The organism is Kribbella sp. NPDC054772 (assembly GCF_053611945.1).
Genome location: NZ_JBSHBJ010000030.1, coordinates 20,172 through 35,332, shown reverse-complemented (window position 1 = coordinate 35,332; position 15,161 = coordinate 20,172). Strand labels below are relative to the sequence as shown.

Below are 15,161 nucleotides of genomic sequence, written 5' to 3'. Positions count from 1 at the left end.
TCTCCTAGTCGTTCGGTCTGCCGAAGCCGAGGATCCTGCCCTGCAACAGCGTGACGACGGCGATGATCGCGGCGAGGATGAGTGATCCCGCGCTGCCGAGGCCGAAGTTCTGCTGGCTGCCGAGCGCGAGGTGGTAGAGGTAGACCAGCGGCGGGCGCGCGTACTCGACGGCGCCGAGCAGGTTGTAGAACTCGTCGAAGGCCTGGTACGCCGCGATCAGGCACAACAACAGCACCGAGATCGACGTCGGGCGCAGCAGCGGCAGGGTGATGTGCCGGAAGACCTGCCATCCCGGCTTCGCCCCGTCGACGTACGCCGCCTCGTACAGCTCGGGGTTGATGTTCTGCAAGGCGGCCAGGAAGAGGATCATGTAGAACCCCGCCTGCAGCCACAGTCGTGCGGTCACGATGACGAGCCAGTACCACGGCGGATCGAGCGACGCGAGCCAACTGACGGGCTCCACACCGATCCAGCCGAGCAGGGTGTTCGCCATCCCGAACCGGACGCCGTTGAAGATCGACAACTTCCAGATCAGCGAGGCGACGACGTACGAGCAGGCCGTCGGCAGGAAGAACACCGACCGGAAGAACGCGCGCGCGACCCGCACCCGGTTGACCAGCACCGCCAGGAAGAGCGACATCACGAAAGTGGTCGGCACGATCAACAGGGCGAACGCGCTGAACGTGAGCAGTGACGAGACGAAGGCCTGGTCGCTGAGCATCGTGACGTAGTTGCCCAGGCCCACGAACTTGGTCGGAGTCACCGTGCCCTGGGCGTCGAAGAAGCTGAGGAACGCGCTCCAGCCGATCGGGAAGTAGACGAAGACGGCCAGGCCGAGTAGGAACGGTCCGACGAACAGCCAGAACGAGCGGCGTTGCCCGTGGATCGAGCGTGGCTTGCGGGCTGCCGACGCGCGGAGGCGACCGATGCCGGGTACGGTCGCGGCGGTCCGCTCGGACATCAGCCGAAGATCTTGTCGAGCTCGGTGCTGATCTTCTTGACCGCTCCGGCGAGTTCGGCCTCGGGATCAGCACCCTTACCGAGCACACGAGTCACCGCGTCCTTCAGAGCGGTGTCCATCGCGGGCGTCCAGTTCGGGTCGCCCGGTACGCCGTACTGCGTGTTCAGCGACACCGACTCGGCCGCGGCTCCGGACTGCAGCTTCGCGGCCTTCGCGGCCAGGCTCTTGCGCGGCGGGATGTGGAACCCGTAGCTGAGGCACCAGTCCTCCTGGAGATCGGTCTTCTCCACCCAGAGCCACTTCGTGAAGGCCTTGGCCGCCTCGACGTCCTTGGACTTCGCGCTCACGAACGCAGACCAGCCGCCGGAGATGACCGCCGGCTTGCCGCCGGCCGCGGCCGGGAACGGGAACGCCCCGATCTCGTCCTCGCCGAGCGCGGCCGACATCCCTGGCACGGCCCACATGCCGATCCACTGCATCGCGCACAGGTTCTGGTTAAGCGCCGAGGGATCCCACCAGTCGGTCGGTGCGCCCAGCAGCAGACTCTTGTCGGTGGCGAGCTTGCGGAGCTCGACCAGGACCTCGGCGACCTTCGCGGAGTCGAACCCGACCTTGTGTTCGGGGGTCAGGAGCCGTCCGCCGGTCGCGAAGATCGCGGCCGGGTACAGGCCGCCGCCGGTGTTGTTGGCGTCGTTGCCGGCGAACAGTCCCTTCACCGACGCGTCGGACAGCTCCTTGGCCGCGGCCACGAAGTCGCTGATGGTCTCCGGCGGCTTGATGCCCTTCTTCTCGAACAGGCTCTTGCGGTAGTAGAGCATCTGCGGGTCGTTGATCATCGGGATCGAGTAGAGCTTCCCGTCGATCGAGTTCGCCGCGAGGTCACCCGCGGCGAAGTCGTCCTTGACGTCGGCGATCAGGTCGTCGAGCGGCACGACCTGCCCGGAACTGACGAGGGAGCGCTCGAGGTGGCCCTCGAACGCGTCCGGCCCGTTGCCCGACGACAGTCCGCTGGAGAGTTTGGCCGGGTAGTCACCAGGGATCCACTGCAGCTGAACGGTCGCACCGGTGTACTCGGCCGCGTACTTCTTCGCCGCCTCCTGCGTGCCCTTCTCGCCGTACTGGTGGTACCACTGACTGAGCGAAGCCTTGGCCGTACTGCCGCTGGTGGCGGCACCGGCTCCCTTATTGGAACCGCAGGCGCCCAGCACTCCTGCGGCGGCCAGTCCGAGCGCCCCGCCCAGAACGGCGCGGCGGGAGACAAAGGCAGGCGGGGTCATTGTTACCTCCTGAGGGCAGGCGCGCGTCGACTCGGTGCGCCGGAGCAAGTGAGAGCCGCCCAGAAATGTTTACGTGAACAGAAGCGGCGGGACGATTAGAGCGTGCGGTCGGCGCGGAGTCAAGAGGTCAGCATCGAAGAGCTGGCGGACCGTCCTTTGCGGTGTTCATGGCGTCTGCATGGCCTTGTTTGCAAAAGGTTCCGGCGTTTCAGCTCGGGATGAGGCACGGCAGATCCGGTCCTGACAACGATGCCGTCTTGACGGCGGGGCCGTGATGGCGCAATGATCCGTCACGACCAAACTGTTTGCGTAAACTTCGCGTCGCGGGGAACTCTGCGCGCAGGATCGCGGGGGACCTATGCGCGGAGGATCTTGTCCAGGGGTTTGCCCTTGGCGAGTTCGTCGACCAGCTTGTCCAGGTACCGGATCTGCTGCATGAGGGGATCGTCGATGTTCTCCACCCGCACGCCGCAGACGACTCCCGTGATGGCGGCCGCGCGCGGATTGAGCCGTGCGTCGGCGAAGAAGTCCTCGAACGTCGTCTCCGCGTCGAGATGCAGCTTCAACGCGGGCGCGTCGAACCCGGTCAGCCACTCGATCACCCGATCGAGCTCAGCCTGCGTGCGCCCCTTCTTCTCGACCTTCGTCAAGTACAACGGATACACAGAGGCAAAACTGACACTGAAGATACGACTCATCCACCCACGGTAATACGCCGCCGGCCGATGATGGCTGACCTTAGCTCGACGACAGCCGCCGAGCGGCCTGAAGAGTCTTGTGTGCGTTTTCGAGAAGTGCCTGGCGGCCGGCGAGTTCCTTCTCCAGGGCGGTGACCCTGGTATGGTCGCCGGCGATACGGGCCTTGTGCAGGTTGGCCTCGTGCAGGTTGGCCTCGGCGTCGTCCACGGCCTCTTGGAGCTGCACGGTGAGCGCGACGGCGCGCTCTATCAGCTTCGCCGGAGGGGCTTGCTGGGCGTTGGTGATGCTTCGCATGGGTTGCGACGGGACAGCCGTGGTCGTCGTACGTCGACCTGCCGCGTTCACGGTGAAGCGATATAGGTCTGCCGTGTCGGTGCCGCGTCGTTCAGGTGCTGGTAGGCCTCGGGCCCGGAGGCGTGTCCGCAACTCAGGGTAGATGTCGGAGAAGGTGAGCCATTCGGGCTTGCCAGGAATCCCGCCACGGACAAGATCGCGGAGTTCGGCGGTGAAGGACGTGCAGGCGCTCTGCTGCTCGTGCGGGGGCGGTACATGCGCGGTGGCGGTGCTCCTTGCCGCGGTGAGAACGTACGAACCGCGGATATCGGCGAGGTCGGCCAGGCCCTGGCCGCCGTCTCCTGCGAGAGCTTCGATGGCCCGGCCGGCGAAGCAGCAGTCCAGAACGGCGACGCGCACCTGCGCGGGGGAGCTGAGGAAAGCGTGCCGGACGGTGTCCCATCTCAGCCCGCTGATGTTGGCGTGTGCCGGGTGGGTCGAGCTCACCGTCAGGCAGAGTTCCCCGCGCTCGGTGACCTTGCCGTGGCCCACGTAGTACAGCAGGAAGACCCCTGTGGTCGCCTCGGCGAGCTCGATCAGCTTGATGCCGAGGTCGGAGGCTGACCGCGGGTTGGAGATGACCGTGAGCTGATCCCGGGTCCAGCCGCACAGCGCCGGATCCAGGACCAGTTCCTCCATGGCCTCCAGGCTGTTGCGGGCTGCGCGGATCGGCGTGAACTCGGCGTGGTCGTAGTCCGAGACACCGATCAGCACCGCGCGAGAGCCGTCCGGTCGATCAGCTCGCATCGCCCGACCGAAGGATCTCTTCGAGGAGCGGCTTGACGTCGTCCACGGTCTCGAGCTCGAGTGTGACCGATCGTCCCGCGGTCACGACGGTGATCTTCGCGGTCGTACGACGGGTCTTCAGCCAGGTCGTCAGCGACGCGACCAGGGCGGTTCCGGCGCCGCCCGCGCCGAGCATGACGGTCAACAGCTCCGGTACCGAACCCAGCTCGGTCTCACCGATCGGTGCGGTCACAACCCGGACGCGCCCGCGAAACTCGTCCTCCTCGCGCAGCCAGTCGTACAGCGCCGGCAGATCGTCCGTGCTTCCGTCCGCGATGCGAATCTGTGCGTCCATACCCACCGTTCCTTGTCGGCTGCTGGGCTCTAGAAGTCGCCGTAGATCTGGACCTTGGTGCCGATGGGGGTGTCGGCGTAGATCTGGTGGATTTCTGGGCGCATGACGCGGACGCAGCGGTGGCTGGCGGGGTACGGCTTGATCAGGGAGTTGACCCGGGAGCCGTGCAGCGCGATACCGGGGCGGTCCTTGAGGAAGTAGATCGAGTCGTACATGTACGCGTCGTCGTACAGGCTGCTCTCGTGCGCGCCGGCCCACTTGCGCCAGACCTTGCCGGTGCGGTTGGGGGTGTCGTACCCGGGTGCGCCGGTGGAGATCCAGACGATCCGCTTGTAGGAGTTCCCAACGATTTGGTACAGGATCTGGCAGGTCTTGTTGACGTACAGGCCGGGCGCGCGGGTCGGGGCCGGGCGCTTGGTTGCGTTCAGCACCGAGTACGCGTCGGTCAGCGTCAGCCCGCCGCGGCTGACCGGCAGCCCGTTGGTCTCGCGCCACGCGCAGAGCGCCTGCTTGGCGCGCGCGGTGATGTCACCGTCGATGTCGCCGACCGGGTAGCCGAGCTTGTCGAGTTGCCGTTCGACGCGCAGGGCGTAGTACGCCGGCTTCTGCTTCACCTTGGGCTTCGGCTTCGTGGTGGGCGTCGGCTTCACCGTGGGGGTCGCGGATGGTGTTGCGGTCGGTTTGGCGGACGACGTACTCGTGGAAGCTGGTGTGTTCGAAGGGCTCGTCTCGCTCGCGGCCACATCGGAACATCCAGCCAGAACCAACGACAGTACGACGGCACCGGCAACCAGACCTCGTCGACGCGACACGGGCGGACCCCTCTCCCTCGGCTTCCTCACTGTCGCAGGAACACGCCTGGTGAGCGCGCAGCGACCCGCCGAGACTAGTCCGCGAGAGGTTCCCGGATCGCCTCCTGATCGGATCCCGTCACCGAACCGTTGCCGAGCGCGGGTTCAGGGTCGTCCCGCAACCTGCTGTAGAGATACCCGTCCCGCATCCGGCCGCCGCGGAACTCGCACCCGCGGATGACCGCCTCGAACCGGAAACCCGCCTTCTCCAAGGCCTTCTGCTCCGCGACGTTCTCCGGATGCGTCGCCGCCTGGACCCGGTAGACCGGCGTGTGCTCGAACAGGTACGCCGTCAGCAGCGCCTGCGCCCGCCACCCGATCCCGCGCCCGCGGTACTCCGGCAGCAGCGCGATCCCGATCTCCCAGTACTTCGTCCTGCCGTCGAACGACCCCGACCGCCAGCTCACGAACCCCGCGGTCTCGACCCCGGACCGGACGATCAACCGCCCGTCCTCCGCCCCGAGGAACCCGTCCTCGACGTACCTCCGGGCCGGCTTCTGCGCGTCCCGGAACCCGTTCCAGTCCAGCCCGATCAGTCCAGGCTCCACCGCGAACCGCTGGAACAACGGCACATCGTCCGCACCGACAGGCCTCAACACAACATCCATGACTGCCAGACTAAGGACCCGAAGTACCACTTTCGGCTCGGTGGCCCGCGCCACCGAGCCACCGCAGCACGGGTCTGTTGCCGACAACAACCAGCTCGCTGGGTCGGCCGCGAATCAGCGAGCGGCCAACGATATCTGGGAACGCGCGGGCGTCGTACCTCAACTCTTGCGATCCCCAGGTCTTAGGGCTCCGCGTCTTAGGGCTCCGGGTCTTAGGGCTCCGGGTCTTAGGGCTCCGGGTCTTTCGAGCCCGGGTCTCAGGGCTCCGGGTCTCAGAGGCCGAGGTCGCGGAGGAACTCGGGCTTGTACGCCTGCATCACGACGTACCGCGGGTCCGGGACCTCCATGTTCGCGTTCTTCGCCGCGTCACTGTCCGCGTCGTGCGGGCCGACCGGCTCGCTCGGGTCGGCCCACTCCTGCTCGGCCGCGTTCCACCGGGTGATCGTGTACGTCGCCTCGAGGTGGTCGTGCGCGACCAGGTCCTTGGCGGTCCGCTCGGCCTCCTGCGCGTCGTCGAGCGTGTGCGTGTACATCAACATCCGGTTCCCGTCCCGGGTCACCGTCACCTGACTCCCGAGCCGCTTCTGCGCGTCGTCATCCAGATCCAGCGCGCGCAACCGCTCCCAGAACGTCAACCCGTGCTCCTCTTTCCCAAGCACGACCTCAACCCGAAACTCCTCATCCGCCATGCACGACACCCTACCCACCGCGAGCCGCCGCAGGTACGAAGGCAGGACCGGCCGGCGGCAACGGTCCGCCGCAGCAGTTCTTGTACTTGACACGAGATCCACACCAGCACGCTTGATTACGCTGTGGGGGCCACTCGACCCGCCTACCGTCATCCATCCGATCGTGACGGGTCGTGACATTTCGCAGGCACTCGAGCAGGCCTACATACGTCCACGTCGCAATCGTCGCCCGATGGCCCTGGGCGCGCAGCACCTGCTCGACCCGGCGGCAGTACAGGTTCGCATCCTCGCCGATCAACAGCCCGCGCCACGGCACCGATTCGTCGAACTCGCTGCGGTCCCAGACCTGGATCCGGCCCTCGTTCACGGCCGGCGTGCGCAGGAGGTCACGCAGTTCGGCAGCCCTCTCCCGCTCCTCCTCTTCCCCCGGCGGTCCGAGCAGATCGATACCGTCGAACGGCAGCCGCAGTTTCCACTTCACCCGCCGCCTGCCACTCAGCAGATCCCGGACTCGGTGCGTATCGATCACGTCCGCGGCAGTCATGCGCTCGGCCACGAGCTCGTACCACCGAAGAGCCTCGTCGAACTCCCCGCGTACTTCATGGATCTCGGCAGCACGGCCCCAAGCGAAGCTGTAGATGCTCCCGCTGGCCATCACCGCGTCGAACTCGTCCCGGGCTTCTTTGTCCCGGCCTTCCACGAACAGGAAATCGGCATAGTCCACCCGAGCCTCGTCGGCGGGTGGGCCGCCTTCGCTGATCAGCTGCTGCCAAATTGCTACCGCCCGCTCAGGCCGTCGGGCCCGCACGTGCTCGTCGGCGATGCTGAGTAGGTAGTCGGTACGGCAGAGGCCGTCATCTGTCCGGTGATTGCGGAGTTCGTCCGCCAGGGGATCGTCCATGCCCTGGAACGTATTCGGATCACCCCTCCCATCGGACGCCTTCTTCAAGCCTGTGGAAAACCGACCCCGCGACCGACTGTCCGGATTGGGGGGAGCGCTCCGGACACGCCACACTCACCAACCCGCCCGGCGCCCCTGTCGCCCGGCACTGCTGAGCGTGCCTGCGCGGCGTGAGGTCGGCTTGATGGGTGACACAGGTCCGGTTCTGCAGGCCATCACAATCCCGGTACGGCGGCGTCGGCCCGCGTGGCCCGTGGCCGCCCAGGTGATTGTGATGGCCTGCAGGTACGCCGGGGTGGATCGACAACATGCGGGACAGGTGAATCGATTTCTTTCGATCGACTACAGTTCTGAGTCATGGAGCTGAGGCACTTGGAACACTTCGTGGCGGTGGCCGAGCAGAAGCACTTCACCCGGGCCGCCGAGGCGATGTCGATCTCGCAGTCCGGCTTGTCCGCCTCGATCCGCGCGCTCGAACGTGAGCTGCGGGCCTCGCTGTTCGTCCGCAATACCCGCAGCGTGGAGCTGACCGAGGCCGGACGGGCGTTGCTGTGCGAGGGACGTCGTACCCTCGCCGCCGCCGAAGCCGCCAAGGACGCCGTCGCCGCGGTCCAAGGGCTGCTCCGTGGGCACCTGACCGTGGGGTTGGAGCAGTGCCTCGGCGTGGTCGACGTACCGGCGTTGCTCGCGAAGTTCCGGTCCGCGTACCCCGGGGTCGAGATCGAGGTCCGGCAGGGCGGCTCCACGCCGATGCTCGACGAGCTGGCGTCCGGGCGGCTGGACGTCGCGTTCGTCGCCACCGATGGCAGCCCTGTCGACGGTCTAGACCTGCGGCCGCTGTCCCGCGAGTCGATGGTTCTCGTCTGCGCCCCCGACCACCGGCTCGCCAAGGCGTCCGGCGTGAGCCTCGACGACCTAGCCGGCGAGTCCTTCGTCGACTTCGACCCGACCTGGGGCGCCCGCGCGATCTCGGACCGCGCCTTCGCCACCGGCGGCGTCGCGCATCCCGTCACGATCGAGGTCAACGACGTCCACACGTTGCTCGCCCTCGTCGCCCACGACCTCGGCGTCGCCCTGGTCCCCGAACGCATCGCCGCCAAGCACGGCGACCACGTCACCATCACCCTGGCCCCCGGCGCCGCCTCCGACTGGCAGGTATCGGTAGCCGTCCCCACAGGCCCCGCCGCGTCCCTCGCCGCCGACGCCCTCATCGGCATGCTCCCCACCACCGCCGGCCACCACTAAACAGCCGACCGCCGCACTGCTGCGACGGCCGGCTGCCTCGGGTCCTTCGCCCGACGTCCGCGCCCTGCGACGGTCGGCTGCCTCGGCGATTTGCCGCCGCTCGGGACCCGCGACGGCCGACTGCCTCTTGTCCTCCGCGACGCCCGACTGCCTCTTGTCCTCCGCGACGCCCGACGCCTTTGGGCGATCGGCTGGCCGGAGGTCCTACCAGGCGTAGTCCTCGGGGGCGGTCTTGTAGCCCGGGAAGATCTCGTCGAGGCGGGCGAGGGCTTTGTCGTCGAGCTTGATCTCGACCGCGCGAACGGCCGACTCGAGCTGCTCCATCGTCCGCGGCCCGACGATCGGGCCGGTCACGGCAGGCTGGTGCAGCAGCCACGCGAGCGCGAGCTCACCCGGCTCGTGCCCGAGCTCGTCCGCGAACGCCTCGTACTGCTCGATCTGCGGCCGCAGCTTCTCCAGGGTCTCCTTCGAGCGGCCTTCCAGCCGGCGTACCCCTTCGTTCTCCTTCCGGATCACGCCACCCAGCAGCCCACCGTGCAGCGGCGACCACGGGATCACACCGAGCCCGTACGCCTCGGCCGCCGGCAGCACCTCACGCTCGATGTCGCGCTGGATCAGGTTGTACAGCGACTGCTCGCTCACCAGACCCACGTAGTTCCGCCGCGCCGCAGCCTCCTGCGCCTGCGCGATGTGCCATCCCGCGAAGTTGCTCGACCCGGCGTACAGCACCTTCCCCTGCTGTACGGCGACCTCCATCGCCTGCCAGATCTCTTCCCACGGCGTGAACCGGTCGATGTGGTGGAACTGGTACAGGTCCACATAGTCCGTCTGCAGCCGCTTGAGCGACGCGTCCAGCGCCTTGCGAATGTTCAGCGCCGACAGCCGCCCCGTGTTCGGCCAGCTCCCGTCACCCATGTCGCCGTACACCTTGGTCGCCAGCACCGTCTTCTCCCGGTTCTGCGCGTCCTTGGCGAACCACTCACCAATGATCTCCTCGGTCCGCCCCGGGTAGATCGCCCGCCCGTACCCGTTCGCGGTGTCGAAGAAGTTGATCCCCTCCGCATGCGCCCGATCCATGATCGCGTGCGCATCCCCCACCTCGGTCAGAGGCCCAAAGTTCATGGTCCCCAAAACAATCCGACTAACCTTAAGTCCAGTCCGCCCAAGCTGAGTAAAGTCCATGCGTCCCACCCTCCCTCGCCCCCGCTGATCCTTCCAACAGAAGATTCCGCTTGGTCCGATCACTCAGACTTCTGAGTCCTCCAGGCGACGTCACTCATCAAGCGACGACCGACGCGGCCTGGAAGACGTCCGCCGGCATGGGGTGCCTCAGCGTCCACGTGATGGCAATCGGCCGATCGCCGGTGTGGCTGGTGTAGCTAGCGGGACCGAGGAAGAGGTACGCCGACGTTCCAACGTCGTCCTGGTTGTGCTGGCGAGCAAAGATGAAGATTTCGCTGCCGCGAGCGCGGTGATTGAGATACCGCTGACCGGTGGGAGAGCTGACGGCGATTCGGCTCTGGGTCTCCCAGTGGAAGAGTGTCGGGCTGATCGCGTAGTCCCGGTACATGGTCGTCGGCGAGAACTCCGCCTCATTCTTCACGACGGTCACCAGGAACGCGTCAGCGTCGTTGACCTGTGAATGAAGAACGCCAGCGTTGAAGGTGCTGGGCTTGCTCCCTCCCAGACGCACGTAGTCGAGCGCGGAGAGAATCTCCTCCCGCTGGTAGCGAGCGTGGACCCGAAGGGGCAACGCACCGAGGCGGCCCTCGAGTTGCACTGCTAGGTGCCGGGCGTTCCTCATCGCAAGAGCAGTGACCTCGAGTAGTTCGTCTCGGACAGCCGGCTCTCGACGGAGAGCTTCGAGTCCATCGGCATACGAGGTGAAGCCGCCGGCGTTAGGCCAGAGCGAGTAGAAGAGCATCCGTGCGTACGCCTGATCCGCCTCCGACAGATCGTCGTACGACGGCCCGTCGTCCTGGAGCAGACGTTGGTACGCCGCGGATCGATCGTGATCGTCGACGTGCGCCAGCGCCTTCACGCGGCGCAGCAGTGCAGACTCCTGGTCGGAGCCATCGCGCGTCGGGAGGCCGGCGAGGCGTCGCAACTCGGTCCAACTGTGGTTGTTGCGATAGATATCGCCGAGTTCGACTCCGGCTTCGTCGAGGAACGTGGGCAGGGTCTGCTCGCCGTGCGCTCTCAGGTCGCTCACCATGTCACGCCACCGTCCGGCGATCTGGCTGCGCAGATTCGACAGAACGATCTCTTGGGCGTACTTGTCGAGAACGATCTGGCTACCTGACGGAAGGTGCGGAAAGCCCTTCTCTACCTGACGTTCTAAGCCCTTGCGGGTGTCGCCAGTGATCGCCCGGAAGCGCAAGTCGAAGCGGAATTCCTTCCGCTGATGGCCAACGAAGTCAAGGGCTGTCAGCACGGGCTTCCCTTCCGCCTGACGGAGACCGCGCCCAAGTTGCTGGAGGAAGACCGTCGGGCTTTCGGTGGGGCGGAGGAAGAGGACGGTGTTCACCGCTGGAATATCGAGTCCCTCATTAAACAGATCCGCCGCAAACAAGGCGTTGACCCGCAGATTACGCAAGTCCGCCAGCGCCGCCGCTCGCTCATGAGAACTAGTTTGGCCAGAGACCGCACGAGCCGGGATCCCTGCCTGAGTGAAGACTCTGGCCATGTACTCGGCGTGAGCAACGGAGACGCAGAAGCCCAAGGCCCTCATCGTGCTGAGGTCTGTGAGCTTATCGCGCACCTCTCGCAGCACGATCGCTGCACGCGCGTCGTTACCTGTGTACAGGTTCTCGAGTTGATGTTCGTCGTACCGTCCGCGGGTCCATTGCAATTGCTCGAGGTGCGTGTCGTCGGCGATGCCAAAGTAGTGAAACGGGCACAAGAGATCGGCAGCGAGGGCATCCCAGAGCCGCAGTTCAACTGCCGTTCGACCACCGAAGTAGCGCTTGATGTCAAGACCATCGGTACGTTCTGGCGTCGCTGTCAGGCCGAGCAGTTCACGAGGCTGCAGGTGCTCGAGTATTCGCTGGTACGTGGGCGCAGACGCGTGGTGGAACTCGTCGACGACGACCACATCGAAATGTTCTGGTGGGATCGACGCAATGTCGTACTTGTTGAGAGCCTGGACGGACGCGAAGACGTGGTCCCAGCGCTCCGGTCGGGCTCCAGCGAAGTACTCTTCGCCGAAGTTCGCCTCTGCGAGGACCTCCCGATAGGTGCGCAGCGATTGCTGCAGGATCTCGCCTCGATGCGCGACGAACAGCAAAGACGGTGCCTGCTCACCTCGGGCTGTGGCGGCGTTGTGCAGCCGGCGGTAGTCGAGCGCAGCAACGACCGTCTTACCAGTTCCGGTCGCGGCGACCACGAGGTTGCGATGCCGGTCGTGGACCTCGCGCTCAACCGCGATCTCTTCGAGCATCTCAGCCTGATAGGGACGCGGGCGGACTTCGAGACCGGCGAGCGAGACGCTGACGTTTCCGGACGTCCGGTGGCCGTGCAGCGCCAGTGCATCATCGAGCCGATCGCGGTCTCTGACAGGGTCGTACGACTCGAAGGTTGCGTCATTCCAATACGTGTCGAACGTTGCACGGAACTTGTCGAGCAAGCTGGGGGTGGCAATGCGTGAGAGACGCACGTTCCACTCGATGCCATCCAACAGGGCAGCCTGGGACAGGTTCGACGAGCCGACGTACGCCGTATCGAACTCCGAGTCGCGACGGAAGAGCCACGCCTTGGCATGCAGACGCGTGCGGAGGGCGTCGTACTGAATCTTGACCTCGGCACCGAAGTCATTGACGAGTCGATCCAACGCCGCGCGGTCGGTGGCGCCAAGGTATGTTGTGGTGATCACTCGGAATGGAGCCGCTCGCTGCCTCAATCGGCGCAGTTCCGGTTCGAGCACGCGCAAGCCGTACCACTTGACGAAGGCGCAGATCAGGTCGACTTCGTCCGAGGTGTCGATCTCGGTACGTAGCTCGGGTCCAAGCGATGGCTCACCAATCGAGTTGGTCAGTAGCGCAGCCTCGGACAGCGGTGTGCTCGGCCGGACATTCCCATAGCCCACCACGCCTGGAGCCGGAGGCATGCGAAGGGAGTGCAATTGCCTGGGTAACTCATCCGGCAGCATGTCTTCCTGCGCCGTCAATTGCCGAAGCAGGTCATTAACGACCGTCACGCGCTGCGCCGGATCGCTAGTTCCGCTGAGGACACGAAGTACCGCATCGCGAACATGCCGCGCAAGAACCTCCGGTTGATCAGCTTGATCAATCTTATGCAGCAGCGGCTCCAGTTCGCCTGGTTGCCCAACCACCTCCAACAACCTGTTCGTCACCAGCGCGTCGTAGATCCCCGGCTTCATGCACTTATCACCCTCTCCCGGATGAGCCTGCCAGACTCGACCGACAAAAGCCGGTTGAAGGTGTGCCGTAGGCAGAATTCGGTGCCACTCTCGTCAGAGTCCTCTGCCGCCGGTACTTCGGTCGGATGGCCCAGTTCGGCGCTGATGGGCACTTGGCTTCGTTTGTACTGCGCCTGACGCTGGTGCGACCCCGGATGCTGCGGCGAGGGCGGTGCGGAGGTCGTGGGGCAGTGTCATGCGAAGTGGTGCTGGGGGTGCGGTGTACGTGACTGGTCTGAAGTCGCGGAGACGGACGCCTCGGTCGCGGCCGAGGCGGGTGGCGGCCACGTCAAAAGGGCGGTCGTTCTTGCGCGGTTCGAAGGCGATGATCTGTCGGTACGGCGGCCCACCGTCCTCGGCCTCGAACTCGCGGTAGATCAGACGGTGCGACGGACCGAGTTCACGGTCGCCACGGGACTCGGGGATGACTGCGAGCTTGATCTCGGCGCAGTCGCGGAGATCGTGGGCGGCGATGCCTAGGCGCTTACCGGAGAAGTGCTCCTCTTGGCCGTTGGCCAGAGCTCGGAGACCGCGATCGAGCATCTAGTACTCGCGGTCACGTAAGCCGCCCGGCTGGGCCGCGGCAGCACGGCGTAGCTCGGCAAGTTGTCGCATCACCTCCTCACGGACGAGGAGGCGGTACTGCGTCATTGCGGTTTCGGCAGGTCGGAGTCGTCGACAGGCTTGCTGAGGTCGATCCCAAATTCGGCGGCCACGTCGGCGTCGAACTGAATCGATGGCGCCGGGTTCTGCAGGCGGTCACGTGCAACGTCGTACGTGGCGTCGAAGCCGTCCTCGTCGGTAGCGAGCGCATCCAGGCGTCGCCAGAGCTCGAAGGGAATCATCACGCCTTCCGGCTGACCAGCATCACCGAAGAACAGCGGCTCTGTGTTGCCGGCGCGGAAGCGCTCCAGCATCTCGGGCAGGAGTCCGGCCGCGGTGGCCGTCTTGATCACCCAAACACGATCGCCCTCGGGAAGAAGGTACGGCGTTTCTTCGGAGTCCATCGTGATCCTTCCGATGTAGGAGTACTCCTCATCAGAATAGAAGGATCGGCTAAGACTCTGCGCTGACTTATCCACAGGGCCACAGCCGCGTAGTACCAGCGCCTTGGCGGTTCGCTGTCGCTGTCGAGGTTCCAGCCGAACTCCGCGGCGAGCTCGTCGGCGGAAACGTAGTCCGCGGTGCGGTTCGTTGCCAGGCGCCGCCTAGTGACCTCGCGAATCTCCCTGGTCCGCTCGGCGTCCTCGGCGATCTCCTCGAGGTGCTCCCACCGGTCGAAGGGGACGACCACGCCTTCTGGCTGACCGTCGTCGCCGAAGATCAACGGCTCGGCCTGTCCTGCACGGAACCGTTGCAGCATGCGCGGAAGGTTGTGCGCCGCGGTCCCGGTGTCGATGAAGTTGACCCGATCTCCGTTGGCGCGGTCCTGTGGCGTCTGCGTGGACATCCGAACTCCTTCGCCGGCTACCGGCCCCAGCCTAGACGAGTGCGGCATTGTCCACAGACCTCACTCTCGGGGACGTGGTTTGAAGTCGGAGTCGTCGATGGGCTCGTTCAGATCCCAGCCGAGTTCGGCGGCGACTTCTTCGATGGGGACCGAGCGGCCGGCGGGGTTCTTCAGACGGTGGCGGACAACGGAGTAGCTCGAGTCGAAGCCTTCTTCGTCGATGGCGGTCTCGGTGAGAGCTCGCCAGACTTCGAACGGGACGATTGCGGCTTCGGGCTGGCCGGCCGCGCCGAAGAACACTGGCTCGGCACTGCCGGAGCGGAACAGGTTGAGGACACCGGCGAGATTCTTCGACGTTTCGGAGGCGGAGATGACCCAGACTGTGGTCCCGTCCGGCAGCAGGTACTGCGTTTCCTCGGGGTCCATCTACGAGATCCTTCCGACGGGGGAGCGATCCCGACAGACTATGACCCGCGTGTTACCAGTGAGCCGAACTGTCCACAGGGCTGCTGCTCGGACGTGTGCCGGCCCCGGGGGGGGGGTGGGGGGCCGGGGCGCCTCGGCGAGCGGGCGGGGGGGGGGGCTCGTTCGCCCGCCCGCCCGGGCCGCCGGGGCCGGGGCGACGCTGGAGAAGGAACTGGCCCAGCGC

Annotated in this window: 15 protein-coding genes; 1 reads left to right on the top strand and 14 read right to left on the bottom strand. The window is 65.9% G+C overall.

The genetic code is table 11. The annotated features are described in order from the left end of the window. Nucleotides 1-4: 4 nt before the first annotated feature. From ACWGID_RS32675 to ACWGID_RS32635, 9 genes are all read right to left on the bottom strand, one after another. Nucleotides 5-961, bottom strand: coding sequence for a carbohydrate ABC transporter permease (locus ACWGID_RS32675; RefSeq protein ID WP_452203174.1), 957 nt, complete (start codon nt 959-961; stop codon nt 5-7). Beyond that, entirely contained in the window at nt 961-2,238 is a 1,278-nt protein-coding gene (locus ACWGID_RS32670; RefSeq protein ID WP_452203173.1) for an ABC transporter substrate-binding protein, read from the bottom strand. Before ACWGID_RS32670 ends, ACWGID_RS32675 begins: the two co-directional genes overlap by 1 nt. A gap of 356 nt (nt 2,239-2,594) precedes the next feature. Then, nucleotides 2,595-2,936: a DUF2200 domain-containing protein gene (locus tag ACWGID_RS32665; RefSeq protein ID WP_452203172.1), complete on the bottom strand. Its 342-nt coding sequence runs from the start codon at nt 2,934-2,936 to the stop codon at nt 2,595-2,597. A 40-nt stretch (nt 2,937-2,976) separates the two neighbouring features. Then, nucleotides 2,977-4,017 (bottom strand): caspase family protein, encoded by a 1,041-nt coding sequence (locus ACWGID_RS32660; RefSeq protein ID WP_452203171.1) that lies wholly within the window; start codon nt 4,015-4,017, stop codon nt 2,977-2,979. Then, nucleotides 4,007-4,351 (bottom strand): effector-associated constant component EACC1, encoded by a 345-nt coding sequence (locus ACWGID_RS32655; RefSeq protein ID WP_452203170.1) that lies wholly within the window; start codon nt 4,349-4,351, stop codon nt 4,007-4,009. Before ACWGID_RS32655 ends, ACWGID_RS32660 begins: the two co-directional genes overlap by 11 nt. Nucleotides 4,352-4,380: 29 nt before the next feature. Next, entirely contained in the window at nt 4,381-5,001 is a 621-nt protein-coding gene (locus ACWGID_RS32650; RefSeq protein WP_452203169.1) for a L,D-transpeptidase family protein, read from the bottom strand. A gap of 236 nt (nt 5,002-5,237) precedes the next feature. After that, nucleotides 5,238-5,810, bottom strand: coding sequence for a GNAT family N-acetyltransferase (locus tag ACWGID_RS32645; protein WP_452203168.1), 573 nt, complete (start codon nt 5,808-5,810; stop codon nt 5,238-5,240). A gap of 272 nt (nt 5,811-6,082) precedes the next feature. Continuing rightward, nucleotides 6,083-6,499: a hypothetical protein gene (locus tag ACWGID_RS32640; RefSeq protein WP_452203167.1), complete on the bottom strand. Its 417-nt coding sequence runs from the start codon at nt 6,497-6,499 to the stop codon at nt 6,083-6,085. Between the two features lie 10 nt (nt 6,500-6,509). Beyond that, the gene (locus ACWGID_RS32635; RefSeq protein ID WP_452203166.1) at nt 6,510-7,400 is read right to left on the bottom strand and encodes a tetratricopeptide repeat protein; all 891 of its coding nucleotides are present in this window, start codon (nt 7,398-7,400) and stop codon (nt 6,510-6,512) included. A gap of 357 nt (nt 7,401-7,757) precedes the next feature. Between ACWGID_RS32635 and ACWGID_RS32630 the strand changes: the two genes are divergently transcribed. Next, nucleotides 7,758-8,645 carry a LysR family transcriptional regulator gene (locus tag ACWGID_RS32630; protein ID WP_452203165.1) on the top strand — a complete coding sequence of 296 codons (888 nt, stop codon included), beginning with the start codon at nt 7,758-7,760 and terminating at the stop codon, nt 8,643-8,645. A gap of 204 nt (nt 8,646-8,849) precedes the next feature. On the opposite strand, the gene ACWGID_RS32625 is transcribed toward ACWGID_RS32630, so the two are convergent. The 5 genes from ACWGID_RS32625 to ACWGID_RS32605 form a co-directional block, all read right to left on the bottom strand. Beyond that, nucleotides 8,850-9,827 carry an aldo/keto reductase gene (locus tag ACWGID_RS32625; RefSeq protein WP_452203164.1) on the bottom strand — a complete coding sequence of 326 codons (978 nt, stop codon included), beginning with the start codon at nt 9,825-9,827 and terminating at the stop codon, nt 8,850-8,852. Nucleotides 9,828-9,924: 97 nt separating this feature from the next. Next, complete coding sequence (locus ACWGID_RS32620) at nt 9,925-13,023, bottom strand: DUF3427 domain-containing protein (RefSeq protein WP_452203163.1); 3,099 nt, start codon at nt 13,021-13,023, stop codon at nt 9,925-9,927. A gap of 686 nt (nt 13,024-13,709) precedes the next feature. Continuing rightward, nucleotides 13,710-14,018 (bottom strand): hypothetical protein, encoded by a 309-nt coding sequence (locus ACWGID_RS32615; protein ID WP_452203162.1) that lies wholly within the window; start codon nt 14,016-14,018, stop codon nt 13,710-13,712. Further along, on the bottom strand, nt 14,015-14,512 hold the full coding sequence (locus ACWGID_RS32610) for a hypothetical protein (protein ID WP_452203161.1): 498 nt from the start codon (nt 14,510-14,512) through the stop codon (nt 14,015-14,017). The genes ACWGID_RS32615 and ACWGID_RS32610 overlap by 4 nt, the downstream gene beginning before the upstream one ends. Before the next feature lie 60 nt (nt 14,513-14,572). Then, nucleotides 14,573-14,938: a hypothetical protein gene (locus ACWGID_RS32605; RefSeq protein ID WP_452203160.1), complete on the bottom strand. Its 366-nt coding sequence runs from the start codon at nt 14,936-14,938 to the stop codon at nt 14,573-14,575. Between the last annotated feature and the right edge of the window lie 223 nt (nt 14,939-15,161).

Excerpts from the sequence above, each read along its gene's own strand:
- ACWGID_RS32675 (WP_452203174.1), bottom strand. The coding sequence starts at position 961 with ATGTCCGAGCGGACCGCCGCGACCGTACCCGGCATCGGTCGCCTCCGC.
- ACWGID_RS32670 (WP_452203173.1), bottom strand. The coding sequence starts at position 2,238 with ATGACCCCGCCTGCCTTTGTCTCCCGCCGCGCCGTTCTGGGCGGGGCG.
- ACWGID_RS32665 (WP_452203172.1), bottom strand. The coding sequence starts at position 2,936 with ATGAGTCGTATCTTCAGTGTCAGTTTTGCCTCTGTGTATCCGTTGTAC.
- ACWGID_RS32660 (WP_452203171.1), bottom strand. The coding sequence starts at position 4,017 with ATGCGAGCTGATCGACCGGACGGCTCTCGCGCGGTGCTGATCGGTGTC.
- ACWGID_RS32655 (WP_452203170.1), bottom strand. The coding sequence starts at position 4,351 with ATGGACGCACAGATTCGCATCGCGGACGGAAGCACGGACGATCTGCCG.
- ACWGID_RS32645 (WP_452203168.1), bottom strand. The coding sequence starts at position 5,810 with ATGGATGTTGTGTTGAGGCCTGTCGGTGCGGACGATGTGCCGTTGTTC.
- ACWGID_RS32640 (WP_452203167.1), bottom strand. The coding sequence starts at position 6,499 with ATGGCGGATGAGGAGTTTCGGGTTGAGGTCGTGCTTGGGAAAGAGGAG.
- ACWGID_RS32635 (WP_452203166.1), bottom strand. The coding sequence starts at position 7,400 with ATGGACGATCCCCTGGCGGACGAACTCCGCAATCACCGGACAGATGAC.
- ACWGID_RS32630 (WP_452203165.1), top strand. The coding sequence starts at position 7,758 with ATGGAGCTGAGGCACTTGGAACACTTCGTGGCGGTGGCCGAGCAGAAG.
- ACWGID_RS32625 (WP_452203164.1), bottom strand. The coding sequence starts at position 9,827 with ATGGACTTTACTCAGCTTGGGCGGACTGGACTTAAGGTTAGTCGGATT.
- ACWGID_RS32620 (WP_452203163.1), bottom strand. The coding sequence starts at position 13,023 with ATGAAGCCGGGGATCTACGACGCGCTGGTGACGAACAGGTTGTTGGAG.
- ACWGID_RS32610 (WP_452203161.1), bottom strand. The coding sequence starts at position 14,512 with ATGTCCACGCAGACGCCACAGGACCGCGCCAACGGAGATCGGGTCAAC.
- ACWGID_RS32605 (WP_452203160.1), bottom strand. The coding sequence starts at position 14,938 with ATGGACCCCGAGGAAACGCAGTACCTGCTGCCGGACGGGACCACAGTC.